Annotated in this window: 11 protein-coding genes; 5 read left to right on the forward strand and 6 right to left on the reverse strand. The window is 38.0% G+C overall.

Annotation, left to right across the window (positions count from 1 at the left end; translation table 11 throughout):
- Positions 1-6: 6 nt before the first annotated feature.
- From A8B79_RS09560 to A8B79_RS09575, 4 genes are all read right to left on the reverse strand, one after another.
- On the reverse strand, positions 7-555 hold the full coding sequence (locus tag A8B79_RS09560) for a DinB family protein (RefSeq protein ID WP_201118558.1): 549 nt from the start codon (positions 553-555) through the stop codon (positions 7-9).
- On the reverse strand, positions 556-3,141 hold the full coding sequence (locus A8B79_RS09565; protein WP_066221600.1) for a M14 metallopeptidase family protein: 2,586 nt from the start codon (positions 3,139-3,141) through the stop codon (positions 556-558).
- 283 nt (positions 3,142-3,424) lie between these two features.
- Positions 3,425-4,135 (reverse strand): LytR/AlgR family response regulator transcription factor, encoded by a 711-nt coding sequence (locus A8B79_RS09570; protein WP_066221603.1) that lies wholly within the window; start codon positions 4,133-4,135, stop codon positions 3,425-3,427.
- The gene (locus tag A8B79_RS09575) at positions 4,132-6,009 is read right to left on the reverse strand and encodes a sensor histidine kinase (RefSeq protein ID WP_082894134.1); all 1,878 of its coding nucleotides are present in this window, start codon (positions 6,007-6,009) and stop codon (positions 4,132-4,134) included. Before A8B79_RS09575 ends, A8B79_RS09570 begins: the two co-directional genes overlap by 4 nt.
- 76 nt (positions 6,010-6,085) lie before the next feature.
- Here A8B79_RS09575 and A8B79_RS09580 point away from each other — a divergent pair, with 76 nt between their 5' ends.
- Genes A8B79_RS09580 through A8B79_RS09600 form a run of 5 tightly spaced genes read left to right on the forward strand, consistent with a single transcriptional unit; the run spans position 6,086 to position 12,460 of the window.
- Positions 6,086-7,345, forward strand: coding sequence for an Nramp family divalent metal transporter (locus A8B79_RS09580; RefSeq protein WP_066221612.1), 1,260 nt, complete (start codon positions 6,086-6,088; stop codon positions 7,343-7,345).
- A 14-nt stretch (positions 7,346-7,359) separates the two neighbouring features.
- Positions 7,360-8,028 (forward strand): PAQR family membrane homeostasis protein TrhA, encoded by a 669-nt coding sequence (gene trhA, locus A8B79_RS09585; RefSeq protein WP_066221615.1) that lies wholly within the window; start codon positions 7,360-7,362, stop codon positions 8,026-8,028.
- Positions 8,028-10,967 (forward strand): TolB family protein, encoded by a 2,940-nt coding sequence (locus A8B79_RS09590; RefSeq protein ID WP_066221618.1) that lies wholly within the window; start codon positions 8,028-8,030, stop codon positions 10,965-10,967. Before trhA ends, A8B79_RS09590 begins: the two co-directional genes overlap by 1 nt.
- Positions 10,967-11,524, forward strand: a complete 558-nt coding sequence (locus tag A8B79_RS09595) for a DUF2911 domain-containing protein (RefSeq protein WP_066221621.1) — start codon at positions 10,967-10,969, stop codon at positions 11,522-11,524. Before A8B79_RS09590 ends, A8B79_RS09595 begins: the two co-directional genes overlap by 1 nt.
- 45 nt (positions 11,525-11,569) lie before the next feature.
- On the forward strand, positions 11,570-12,460 hold the full coding sequence (locus A8B79_RS09600; protein WP_066221626.1) for a hypothetical protein: 891 nt from the start codon (positions 11,570-11,572) through the stop codon (positions 12,458-12,460).
- A 15-nt stretch (positions 12,461-12,475) separates the two neighbouring features.
- On the opposite strand, the gene A8B79_RS09605 is transcribed toward A8B79_RS09600, so the two are convergent.
- Both A8B79_RS09605 and A8B79_RS09610 read right to left on the reverse strand, forming a co-directional pair.
- Positions 12,476-12,817: an AtuA-related protein gene (locus A8B79_RS09605; protein WP_066221628.1), complete on the reverse strand. Its 342-nt coding sequence runs from the start codon at positions 12,815-12,817 to the stop codon at positions 12,476-12,478.
- Positions 12,818-12,887: 70 nt separating this feature from the next.
- On the reverse strand, positions 12,888-13,232 hold the full coding sequence (locus A8B79_RS09610) for a hypothetical protein (RefSeq protein WP_066221630.1): 345 nt from the start codon (positions 13,230-13,232) through the stop codon (positions 12,888-12,890).
- Positions 13,233-13,256: the final 24 nt, after the last annotated feature.

The following is a 13,256-nucleotide window of genomic DNA, read 5'->3' on the forward strand; positions in this document are numbered from 1 at the left end:
TTTAGTTTATTCCTCCGGTGCCGGTTTTGATCTGACAACTGTAAGATACTTTGCCCATGGACCAATCTCTTCTTTGAAATTCTTGGCCAGAGTTCTGTTTATTTGCACAATGTGGCCTAAATCATGAACAACCCATGCTGAAAGCATTTCTTTTACGGTTATTTCACCGAATTCCGGATGTTTTCCTTTCCTCATAAGGTCATCGGAAGAAAGGCTCATTCTTTTTAACTCTTCCAAATTTTGTGCTCTTCTTTTTGCAAACAAACTCAATAACTCTTCGGAGTTTTTATCTGCGTAAAGTCTGTCCTGTGCAAATCGGTCGTAGGGCTCAAATTCTTTTGTGGCATCGAATTCAAGAATGATCTTTGTTCTTGGTAACCAGTCCGTTTCTTCGCCATATACCAAGTGCCCTAAAACCTGATGAGGACTCCATGTTGAACTTTCTTCATTATTGTAAAGCCATTCTTTAGAAAGTCCCAAAAGCAATGCTGACAATACTTTCGGGGTTCTTTCTAAAATTGAAACAGCTTCATCAATATCAAAAGAAATGCTCACTTAATTTGCTGTACTCCCACTAATTGTATGTCCAAAGAATATAGCATTGGCAAACAGTTTATTTGTTCCATACCAAAATGCCCGGAAATTTGGATTGTCCGTCATTGTAATAACTTTTCCACTTCCGTGTCTGCTAATAATAACAGCAGCTGTGTTCTTCATTCTTTCAATGTTTTCATCTGAAACATATCCACTGGCTAAAGGAGAGTCAGTGTATACAACCGGATTTGAATATGGGTTTTTACCTTTCTGCAGAAACTGAGTGCTGTTTCTAAAAACAGTTAAGTCTTCATTATTAAAGCCATATCCCATCGGGTGAGTAAGATCTATTTTTGTATTAAAAATAGCCCCACCAATAACACCAGCTCCTGAATCATTGCTTTGATTCACATATGGTCTGGTTTTTACTTCATCGTCTTCATTATTATTGTTTCCTGAAACGAATTCTACATTTGCCAAACCGTGCTGCTTAGCCCAGCCTATTCCATACTTGTAAGCGATGAGTGTTCCCCCGTTGCTCACCCAGCGTTTTATTTCGTCAACATCACTTGCAGACAGGTCATTGTATCCGTAGCCGGAAATAATTAAAACATTGTACCTGTGTAGTCGGGAACCTCTAATATCATCTTGCTCTACAATACTAAGTGGCATATGATATCTTTGATCCATTAAATGCCATGCTTCGCCAATTTCATAAGAATTGGTCCCGTTACCGCCGATCATTGCAACTTTAGGTTCTATCAGATTTTCAAAATTATTACTTCCCAGATCCATGCCTTTTGGAGTTAATCCTGTTTTTACTGAATAGACACTTATCCCATTTTCTTTTGCAATTTCCTGAATAAGCTTGTGTGTTTGTTGCTGATCATCCTGAACGCCCATTGGAACCATAATTGTGCCGTAATCAAAGTCTTTCGTTCCCTGAGTGGTCACAGATGTAAATGGCTGAGAGGCTACTTTTGCCCGAACTCCGTTTGAAAGAAGTTTATAAACAGCTTTTGGCGCATAGTATTCATCCCACTCAAATACATACGCGTAGTTGCTTTTTCCTCCTATCACGGATCCATTTGATTTCATTTCGCCGTCAAACTGAGAACCTAAAACATTGTCCTTGTACTCTCTGTTTCCTAATTCCGCGAAAGGAAGGTTAAATGCGTAAGGCATTGTCCATGCAGAAACATCGTAGAAAAGGCTATCTGTGAATTCCGTTCTTCGTTCAAAGACTGCTGTTATAAGCTGATATTGTTGTTGGTTTGTAGGAACAACAAATGCTTTACCGGCTTTAAAATTCTTACTGTCTGTATTAAGGTCGTTTTTCAACTCATATATTTTGACCTGATGGCGGTTTAACATTTCAGCCAAATGGTACGTTCTTGCCTGATCCGCCTCTTCTCCAAAAACATATGCCTTTATAGATGCTGCTTTTGCCGCTTCGGATCTTTCTTTGTAAAAGTCCCGCATATGCGCCAGCAACTCTTCTCTCATAGCCTGAGTTGCTTTTATTGTTGACAGGGAAGCTGTAAACTGATTCCTAATTGTAAATGGAAATTTAAGAATTCCATGAACGCTTTCCTGCGCATGTCCGCGGGAGCTGGCTTGTTCAAAAAGAATTCCAATAGCGCCGTTCACATCCGGATATGTAGATCCTTTTCCGTAGTAAAAGTCATCAAAGCTTTCTTTTGAGTAATACAAAGACTGAATTTTATCCAGTTCTTCGGCATGGTATTCCGCAATGCTTGCTGTTAATCTCTGGTTTCTTTCCGGGGTTAACGGATGTGTTCTGGATGGGATTCCCGGTTGAAAAAAGAAGGTGGAATTTGTTCCCATCTCATGGTGATCTGTTAAGATATTTGGTTTCCATTCGTGGAACTTTGCTATTCTTCCTTTGCTTTCCGGGTGTTGTACTAACAGCCAGTCACGATTAAGGTCGAACCAGTAGTGGTTGGTTCTGCCTCCCGGCCATACTTCACTATATTCTCTGCTGGCAGGATCCGTTACTAAATTATTCAAACTCTTATGTTGGTTTGCCCATTGTGCAAAGCGGCTCAGTCCATCCGGGTTTATACTTGGGTCTACCAAAATAATAGTATTCTTCAGCACGTCCTCTATTTCTTTTCCTTGGGCAGCCGCCAGATGATATACGGTTAGTAACGACGAATTAGAACCGCTCGGCTCATTTCCGTGAACACTGTAGCTTAAGGTAATCACCGCCGGCATATTCGAAATATCCAGACTTCCGGAGTTCGCTGCATCTGTAAGCTGAACGTGCTCTCTTTTAAGTTTATCAATATTTTTATGATTCTCAGGAGAGGTAATGGTCAGCATTAAAAGCGGACGACTTTCGTAAGTTCTTGCATATTCACTTATTGATACTCTGTCTGATGCTTCTGCTACTGCATACATATAATTTACCAATTGGTCGTGACGAACATGCCATTCTCCAACCTCAGAACCTAACACGGATTTTGGAGTCGGGATCTTTGAATCGTATTTAATTCCATCAGGTAAATAGTAATCAAGAGTTATTTGTGCTTGTGCATTAAACCCAAAGATTAACGCCGCACATAAAAGAAATGCCTTTTTCATAAGTATTGTAGTTATTCGTTTTTTTAAGATCTCTGTATAGTAGCTTTACTATATGAAAAATGCTGAAAAAAGCGCTTAAACAAAAAAAGCGCAATAACTGCTTTCATACAATTATTACGCTATAGTTCCTCAATTTTGGTAGAAGTTAATCAAAACCAGTGGGAATTGAGGACTAGGACATCTTGTGATATATAATGTTTCCATAAATCCCTACTCAAATATGACGATAACAGTCTTTAAATGAATAACTTCTTAGTATGATTGTGACAAGAGTTAGTTAAACTCACCTTTGAATGAGTATGAGTAAATCTTCTTTCTTATCTCCGGAGACGGGAATTTCTGCTTCATTACTCATTATCAACATTCCACCGTCCGATTTCCTGTATCTTTCAATATGATTCAGGTTCACTAAATAACTTTTATGAACTCTGAAAAAAGAACTTTCAGGAAGCTGTGCTGAAACGAACTTCAGCGTTTTACTGATAAGCTTAGTGCCTCCATCTTCAAGGATGATCTCTGTGTAGTTATTACTTGCCTTGGCATAAACGATCATTGAATGTTTTACCAGTTCAATATCTTCTGTTGTTGAAATAGCCAATTTGTCTGAAAGCCCAATATCAATAGCAGGTTTTTTTGATGCATATAGCTCATCAACTACTTTGCTCAGCTCCTCAAGTTCGATAGGTTTTAAAAGATACGCTTCCGGTTTAAAATTTATGGCTTCAACTGCATGTTTAGCATGAGCTGTTGTAAACACTACTTTCGTTTCTTTTGGTTTAATCACTTTTATCAGCTCAAAGCCGTTTAAGCCCGGCATTTCTATATCAATGAAAAGTACATCCGGTTTTATAGAACGAAGGTTTTCAACACATTCAACACTATTGTTGCATTCAAAAAGTACTTCTACTTTCTCAGAAAAAGACTCTTCCAGATCGTACTTTAATGTTTCTATACAATGCCGTTCATCATCAACTATCGCTACTTTTAATTTCATTTTAGCTTCCTGTTTATCTTTGGAAGCTCCAGCCTTACTTCCGTTCCTGTTGGCGCCCTGGAATCATCATAAAGATCAATGATCTTAACTTTATCTCCATCAACTCCCTTTTCTTCCAGCAACTCTATTCTTTGTGTTGTCAGGTCTATAGCCATCGATCTGTTTTCTTTTTTTATTCCGGAAGAACCTCGACTTGCCTCTTCTCTTCCTATACCATTATCCCGCAGTATTATCTTAATTGTATTTCCTTTGTCTTTTACAGAAAGTTCTATTTTCTTTTCTCCCTGCTTTTGCATCAATCCATGCCAAATTGCGTTTTCTAAAAATGGTTGTACAATTAATGGGGGCACTATTAACTCTTCTTCGTTTAAGCTTTCATCTACTTCAATAATAAAACCAAATTCATCCCGGAATCGCAATTGTTCTATTTGAACGTATAAGTTTAAAACCTGCAGCTCTTCTTTCAGCGTAATGAATTCTTCTGTTGAATATTCCAGTATCTGTCTTATTAATCTGGAAAATTTTGCTAAATAACCTGAGGCGTGTTTAGTCTCATTTTTTATCATATAAGAACGAATGGAATTCAGCGAGTTAAAAATGAAGTGAGGATTCATTTGAGTTTGCAAGGCTCTCATTTTCACTTTTTCCATTTCCTTATTTAAAATAGTTTTTTCGTCCTCCCGACGCTTCATCAAAATTCCCAAACCCATACCAAAAATAAATATCTCTAATATCACCCCGATCATGAAGTATTGAATGTCACCCATTATTAAGGCGGTAACACTTCCTGTTAATAACATTGTTGATCCTGCCATTATATAGATCCCTCTTCTGTCTTTAAGATTCAGAAGTATATATATGTTTGTGACTACGGCAAACGCAATCATCATCAGCCTTTCTGTTGTTACTATATAATAAAGCGATGTACTTAAGGGGTTAGAAAAAATGCTTATCAGCACCACTGTTACAAACCCGAGTATTATCCATTCTATAACTTTACCTGCCTTATCTATAAATGGGTAAAGGGTTTTTGCATCTAAGAACTTCCTTACAAATCTAACATACCAGTAATTAAGAAGTATTTGTGTTACTTCATTCCAGGCTTGGTTAAGTATTGGATAAGCACCAAACAGTACTGTTGATTGAGCAGGATACATTTTGACTCCTAAGTACATCAATAAGAAAAGAAGGTAAGCTCCATATAATAAATAAAGCCGGTCCTTATAGATAAAATATATTCCTAACGTATAGATCAACAGGAAGGCAATTCCTCCTAAAAAGAATACAGCTCTAAAATTATACTCTGCATCATCTATAAAACCAATTATAGAGTTTGATTTAAAATCAGATTCCTGAATTACACGGATTTGCTGTTTATAGATCTGAGCCGGAAAGTAGTTTTCCCTCAGTTCCAAATACACATATTTTCCCTGAATCAAATTCGATTCATTCATTGTATGATAGCGCCATGTGATCAGTTCCAGTTCCCTTGTTACAGGATCTAAGTTCCCGGCTTTAGATATTATTATGCTATCATTCTGATTCAGGTACAAGTTATTGAGCGCATACCCCCCCGATCTTACCACCCAGTTCTCTTCTTCAAAATCAATATTACTTAGATCTGCTTTAAACCAATATGTCTTCGCTCTCTCAATGCTTTTGGTTTTCTCTAAGCTGTCAAATTTCTCCTGGTACTCTTTTGAGAGAATATCGCTGATACTTAAATTGCTTTCTGTCGTTTCAAAAACGGTATACGGAACGCTTTCATAGGGCTTAACATCCATGAAAGACATTGCCTTCTCATCCATCTCATTTGCACAACCAATGAGAAGGAGGGAGCAGAGCCAGAAACAAATATGTACACTTTTTTTCATTTTCTCATTTTACGACTTACAGATGGAAAGAAAAATTTGTACTCTCAAAAAGTTTAATACTTTACTAACCAATATTATGGATACAGAAAGTCAGTCCAGATTCTCTACTTTAAAGTACGCGCTTGGTCCCGGGCTAATAATGGCAGCAGCAGCGGTTGGTGTCTCGCATTTAGTTCAGTCTACCCGAGCCGGTGCAGATTATGGTTTTGCATTAGTATGGGCCGTTATACTTGCCAATATTTTCAAATATCCTTTTTTGGAATATGGTCCTCGCTATGCAATTATTGCTAAAGAAAGCCTGATAGAAGGTTATAAGAAACTTGGTTCCTGGGCTTTTTGGATTTTTGTTGTTTTTACTGTCGGAACCATGTTCACGGTTCAGGCGGCGGTCACTATCGTAACTGCAAGTTTAGCTGCTGAATTAACCGGTCTTGTTTTAAGCCCATTGATCTGGAGCGCTATTATTTTGGGGATTTGTATTCTTATTCTTGCCGCAGGTCAATATTCTGCGCTGGATAGTGCCATTAAATTAATTATGGTAGTACTTACTATCTCTACTCTCATAGCAATTGTTGTGGCTGTTTTTAATACAGGCGACGCACCCAAACCGCAGCCTCCCAGTATTTGGACAGGTTCAGGAATCGCTTTTCTTATTGCTTTGATGGGGTGGATGCCGATCCCCATTGATGGTTCTGCCTGGCATTCAATTTGGTCATTGGAACGAATAAAACAAACCGGCAGGCAACCCAGCTTAAAAGATTCCCTTACTGATTTTAATATTGGTTATATAGGCGCCGGAATTTTGGCCCTTTGTTTTCTCACGCTTGGCGCTTTGATCATGTTTGGAAGCGGAGAGGTTTTTGCGAATAGCGGAGGGGCATTTTCCAGACAACTAGTAAGTATTTATACCTCTTCGCTTGGCGACTGGGCATATATCATTATCATCATTTGCGCCTTCACCACAATGTTCAGTACAACCCTAACAGTAACTGACGCCTATCCCAGAGTATCAAGACAAATTCTATCAAACATATCCACCAAATTTAGTGCTGATTCTACTAAAAGCTATAAGTACTTTATAATTACCATTTCCATTATTTCTTTGATAGTACTTTACTTCGCAGGTGATCGTTTTACTTTTATGGTTGATTTAGCTACAACACTTTCATTCCTGACAGCGCCGGTCCTTGCTTTTATAAATTATCGCCTGGTTATGTCGAAGCATTTTCCGGATGAACACCGACCACCAACTTGGCTTCGAATACTTAGTTGGTGTGGTATTGTATTTTTATCAGGATTTGCTCTTTTCTACACTTACTCAAAAATATTTCTATAAACCGGAGATTTTACTTGTCAAACTTTCTATTTCCAGCACGCGAGCCTTTTAATGCTTACTCACATTTGATCGGAGCCATTGGTTCTGTTGTACTTCTTGTTTATCTGATCCTTAATTCTTCCGGAGATCCCGGTTGGTCAAGAATCTCTTTTATTGTTTATGGGGTCACCGTTTTTCTAATGTTTGCCTCGAGCGCTCTTTATCATGCAATAAACGTTTCTTTTAAAACAGAAGAACGCTTCCGGATGGTGGACCACATCATGATCTATTTGGTCATAGCCGGAACTTACACCCCAATATGTTCTATCGTTCTGGATGGAGAATGGAGATTGTGGATGCTTATCGGTATTTGGTCTTTTGCACTGATAGGTATCATCAAAAAGGTATTTTGGATGTCTGCGCCTCGCTGGTTCTCAACAGTATTGTATCTGTTGATGGGATGGATATCGGTTATAATTTTTCCAAAGTTATGGGAGCAGCTTCCTCATATGTTCTCTTATTGGGTTGCTATTGGCGGCTTATTCTATACAGTTGGTGCCGTAATTTATGGACTGAAAAAACCTGATCCTTTCCCTGAAAAATTCGGTTTTCATGAAATTTGGCATTTGTTTGTTTTAGGAGGCGCTTTTTCACATTTTTGGGGTATCTATAAATTTCTTCCCGGATATATAATTTCCAGTTAATGAAAGCTCTCAAAAACTTTGTTCTGTTTTTCTTTCTTTTATCACTGAGCACCGATGTTTCTATTGCTCAAACAAATATTCAAAATGTTTACTTCCCAATTCATCGTCCCGCAGGCTTAAACTGGCAACAACTAAAGACCGAGCACTTTCGCATTATTTTTCCTGAATCAGAAGACTCTTTAGCTTTTCGTACTGCTGCTATTCTTGAAAACCAATATCCCAAAGCTGTTGAACTGTCAGGAGGGAAGCTCAAAAACTTTCCGGTCATTATTTCTAATTATAATGATCTCTCAAACGGTTTTGTTACTTCTAATAATTTTCGTTCCGAATTTGATGCCGCTCCTTTCAAAGGAAAAAGTATAAATCCACTTTCGGGAGATTGGTTTGAAGCGGTTTTGCCTCATGAATTGTTACATGCCACTCATGGAAGCTTAGTTGTTCCTTATTCTGTTCCTTGGTTATATGGTATTTTCTCTCCCGATTTTGCTCGTAGTTTTAATTTCTTTCCTCCGGTTGGGGTTCACGAAGGCCTTGCTGTACACCATGAAACAGAAAATGTAACAGAGGATGGAGGTCGCAAAAATTATGCATATTTTAATAACCAGTATAATGCCAGAGTAAGCAGTATTGATCCCTGGAGCGCCGGCCAAACCTTCAATGTTTCAAGATATAGTCTTCCATATAATCGTCACTATATCTCCGGGTCTACATTCACACAGTGGCTGCATCAAAACTATGGTGAAGATGTTTCCAAAGAAGCTATTCGATATCATAACAAATTCTTTTTTCTCGGCTATGGCTTTGCTTTAAAACATGTAACAGGAAAATGGCCGGAAGATTTGTTTGCCGAATATTTGTCAGATAAAAAGGATGAGGAAGCTACTCGCCAAAGAAAGATTGGAGAATCCACTTCAGAAAAACACCTGATAATAAACTCTCCATATGATGGGGTAACGCAACGAAAACCTATCTGGACTTCTCCTGATGAAATCATTTTCTTTAGTTTGCATTACAATGCACCGCGTGGATTTTACAGCTATAATCTGGAGTCACAAAAGACACATAAAATTGCTGAAGCCAATGCCGTGTCTGATTATAATATTGATTACGACCGTGCTGCTAACTCTATTTTATTTTCTGAATATGATGCCAGCCTTCTATACTCCTCTGCTTTTAAAACAGAACTGAAAAGGATCGATTTTGATACTAATAAGCAGTTTGAAATAACAAAAAAAGATCGTGTTTTCAGCCCGACAATTTCAGGTTCAAATATTATCGCCCTGCAAACCGATGGAGCAAATGTTAATATAATATCCATTGACGGTAACAATACTCATCGTCTGCTTACATCTGTTAAAAAAGGTACACCCATTTCAATTAAGGCAAACCCAGCTAGTCCGGATCAGTTAGCTTTGATCATGAATAAACGTGGTGTACAAGGTCTTTGGATAACAACGCCACAAACCATCGCTCAAGATGTTAATCAAGCTCCCCGTGTTGCTTTTAAGAACGCCTCCATTTTCGATTTAGATTGGCATCCGTCTGAGCAAAAGTTGCTGTTCACTGCGGATGAATCTCCTGCAATGAATATTTATGAGTTGAATGTCTCAACCGGGGACATAGTCCAAAAAACAAATTCACTTTTTAATGCTTTTGAAGCTTCTTATTCTCCTGATGCCTCTTCAATTGCTTATGTTGTTCAGCAAAATCAGGAACAGAAAATAGCAGTCCTCAATGAGGCGGATTTTTATAACGAAAGAGTACCCAGAGATGCTCTTCTTTCAGGAGCAGAGCTTAGAGACCGACTTTCTCGCCCACTGATGGGCTCCGGCATAGATTCAGATTCATGGGAAGTTGAAGAATATGGCCCTGACATTTCCTGGCTTAAACCCAGAGTTGTTCTCCCTGTTGTCAGAGAAAACTCCGGGGCCGATCAATTTGGAATAAGTGTACAAAGTATTGACGCATTAAGCAGCCAAAGTTATACAGCGGAAATAACGGGTCTACAAAGTCGCCTTTGGTACGATCTTTCTTATACCAATAAAACTTTTTGGCCGGGATTTAAGCTTAGGTCATACAGTAATCCTTCATTCAGGGTCTTAGATTTTGGTAACAATAACATCTATTCTGTAATGATACAGGAGCGTGGATTTGATTTAAGTATTCCTGTGGACTTTACATTTAATGCAACTACCAGAAGTAAATCATTTTATATTTCTCCAAGAATAAGCGCCGAGCAGTTCAGATATTTTAATCTGGATCCCGATCCTTTATCAGATTTTGAAACTCAGTATAAAGCAGGGGGTTATGCTCAGTTGAGCTGGAACATCCTCACACAAAGAAGAGATATTCAACCTTCATCTGGATTCTCGATTTTCGGATTTTTGGACAAAGCCTTAAACGATCAGGATGTGCTTTTGACTTTTGCCGATGGTAACCAAGGGGGGGTCAATATAAGAGATCGTTGGGCTGCTTATTATGGATTAATCGGTTATGTGGCTCCATTACGAAAATTGAATCATTCACTCAGATACGATATTCAGCTTTTGAACCAAAGTCCGAATACGTTGTACAGCAAAAGTCTCATTATTCCGGAAAGTTTTACAGATAACGCCTTTCAGATAAGTGCTAACTCTAATGAAACCTTTAATAATTTGGGCCGGTTCAGCACGCGTTATACTATTCCCCTATCATATCCGGGTGATGGAGGAATGTTACTTCCTTTATACTTAAGAGCCATCTATCTGTCAACATTTTCGCATACCATCACAAATTTAGAGCAAAATAATTTTGAAGGATTACTTTCTGAAAGCCGAAGTGTTTTTGGTGCAGGATTGCACTTTCAATTCAACGTTTCTAACATTACTTTTGATTTTGGTCTTGGGTTTTCTTTTGAGCCCACTCGTAATAACATAAAATTTGTTTTTGGTGAATTCTGATGCTTAATCGATCTACTGTTTATTTGTTGGTTATTGGATTTATTTTCAGTGTTAGTTGCGGGGAATCGAAACCTGATTCTCCTCAGGACGCACCAATAGGAAATCGTAAAAGCCCTATCGCTATTGCTTCCATAGAGCATGAGAATACTTACATGAAAGTTGTTTATGGACAGCCTTATAGAAAAGGAAGAACTATTTTTGGAGAATGGGAGCCATATGGTCAAGTTTGGAGAACCGGAGCAAATGAAGCTACCGAAATAACTATTACAGAGCCTGTTTTAATGAATATGGAAGTAATAGATGCAGGTACTTATTCTTTATTTACTATACCAAATGAAGAAAACTGGACCATTATTCTAAATAATGGCCTGGGCCAATGGGGCGCATTTGATTATAACGAACAATTAGATGCACATCGATTTACTGTTCCTATTCAAAATTTAGATTCTCCTGTTGAGGCTTTCACTATCAGCTTTTCAGATCTTAAAGGCTCAGCAACTGTTATGAGTCTTTCATGGGATCTTGTAAAAGTAGATATCCCGATTCGTTTTTATTAGATTTCTGAAACAGCTTTATTTTCTATTATTCTATTCTCTATAAATATGCGACTAACTTTATTTCTTCTCTCTCTATTTTTAATTCAGGCTCAAAGCTCTGATTTAAAAGCACAAAAGAATTTTTTTTCCGGCGAATGGTATACCTATTCAACAGAATTTCATACGGGTGTTTCTACCGATAATGTTAATGGAAATATCAGCATTAATGGTTTAGGTGAAGCCAAGTGGATACATTCTGATGGATTTTATTTAAGCCGCCTTAAAAAACAATACAGAGGATGCGCTCCAACGGAAAAATCTATTTCAAATTACTCTTCTTTTACTTTATCTCTGGCTATCGAATGTGCCAACTCTGATACCGTTGATACTTTTAACTTAACCGGATTTAGTGTTGGAAACCCGTTTTATCTTCTTGGTTCAACTACTCGGGTAAAAGCCCTTAAGAGCAATTCTGACCTGGATACAAATTGCTTTTTAGGCGGTGGTTGTATTCTAAACTCTTATAGTTCTTATTTGCGCCGCCGTTCTAACAGAACCGTTGTGGAGGATTTTCTTTTCACCGGTTCTGCTACTAATCCTAATATATCCATTGAAGAAATCCGGTTTACTGATCAGGCTTTGGAAGTGCTTTTGCTCTTTAATGAAATTGATCAGCAATACAGTGGAAACTTACATTCCCCGGGCTCTGACTTTGCCCTGTATATTCGTGACGCTTCCGGGAACAGATACGATCTAATATCACAATTTGGATGGATGGGAAGTGACAAGTATGGTTATGGAAATATGGTCATTCCCGCCGATACAGAACAACATCTTTTATTGTTCTTTGAACCGGCAACTAACTCAGATTCTATAACAAATTTAAGCTTGATCGAGGGAAGCTGTGAAACAGGTTGTTGGAATTTTTACGATGTCAGGTTGAAAGACAAGAACTAGAAATTCTTTACTACACTAGTCAACCAGGGCCAACAGATCTTCAGGAACATCTATATCCATTCTCAGAACTTGTGATGCATGAGTTTTTCCTTGTGCATCAAGTTTTAAAGAAACCGTTCCTCCACCACCTAGGCTTTCATTAAGAATAAAGTTCAGGGCGCCAATATTAGGAAGCTCATAACGCTCAACCTTTCCTTTGCACACATACTTCATGTGCTCTTTTACTTTTTCTGAAGTGAGTTCTTTTTTGAGAAATGGATAGATATCAGGGTGTCGTGCTATAATACCAACATTTGATCCGTTTCCTTTATCTCCGCTTCTTCCGTGAGCTATCTTAAGTAATTTTACCTGAGGCATTCTTCTTTTTTTGAGTTTACTGATAATACAAAATAAGTGCGTTTTTATCGACAGACTATCTGTTCTGTTTTCAGGTTTCTATTTCTACACTTTCAAAAATTTCATACGGTGGTTCTGATCCTGACCAATAATACAAAACGATGGTGTCTCCGGCTTCGTACTCATAAATATCTTCTGCTTTTAGCCTTTTTACAGTGTTTGGTAAAAGCTCATTTTCTTCTGTTGAGATCGGAAACCAATCTATATATGCTAAAACCTCTTGTTCAAATGCTGCATAGTATAATGTCTCTGATGTTCCATTCTCTATTACAAGTTCATTACTTTCCCAGCGGTAGGCGATCTCATTATTCTCATTTTCGAATGCTGAGCAGGATAAAAAGGGAGTTATAAGAATAAATAAATACGCTATTTTCAATTGTATCTTATTAGTTTGGTTTTG

The sequence above is a fragment of the Balneola sp. EhC07 genome (assembly GCF_001650905.1).
Classification (GTDB): Bacteria; Bacteroidota; Rhodothermia; order Balneolales; family Balneolaceae; genus Balneola.

Excerpts from the sequence above, each read along its gene's own strand:
- A8B79_RS09565 (WP_066221600.1), bottom strand. The coding sequence starts at position 3,141 with ATGAAAAAGGCATTTCTTTTATGTGCGGCGTTAATCTTTGGGTTTAAT.
- A8B79_RS09570 (WP_066221603.1), bottom strand. The coding sequence starts at position 4,135 with ATGAAATTAAAAGTAGCGATAGTTGATGATGAACGGCATTGTATAGAA.
- A8B79_RS09575 (WP_082894134.1), bottom strand. The coding sequence starts at position 6,009 with ATGAAAAAAAGTGTACATATTTGTTTCTGGCTCTGCTCCCTCCTTCTC.
- A8B79_RS09580 (WP_066221612.1), top strand. The coding sequence starts at position 6,086 with ATGGATACAGAAAGTCAGTCCAGATTCTCTACTTTAAAGTACGCGCTT.
- A8B79_RS09590 (WP_066221618.1), top strand. The coding sequence starts at position 8,028 with ATGAAAGCTCTCAAAAACTTTGTTCTGTTTTTCTTTCTTTTATCACTG.
- A8B79_RS09595 (WP_066221621.1), top strand. The coding sequence starts at position 10,967 with ATGCTTAATCGATCTACTGTTTATTTGTTGGTTATTGGATTTATTTTC.
- A8B79_RS09600 (WP_066221626.1), top strand. The coding sequence starts at position 11,570 with ATGCGACTAACTTTATTTCTTCTCTCTCTATTTTTAATTCAGGCTCAA.
- A8B79_RS09605 (WP_066221628.1), bottom strand. The coding sequence starts at position 12,817 with ATGCCTCAGGTAAAATTACTTAAGATAGCTCACGGAAGAAGCGGAGAT.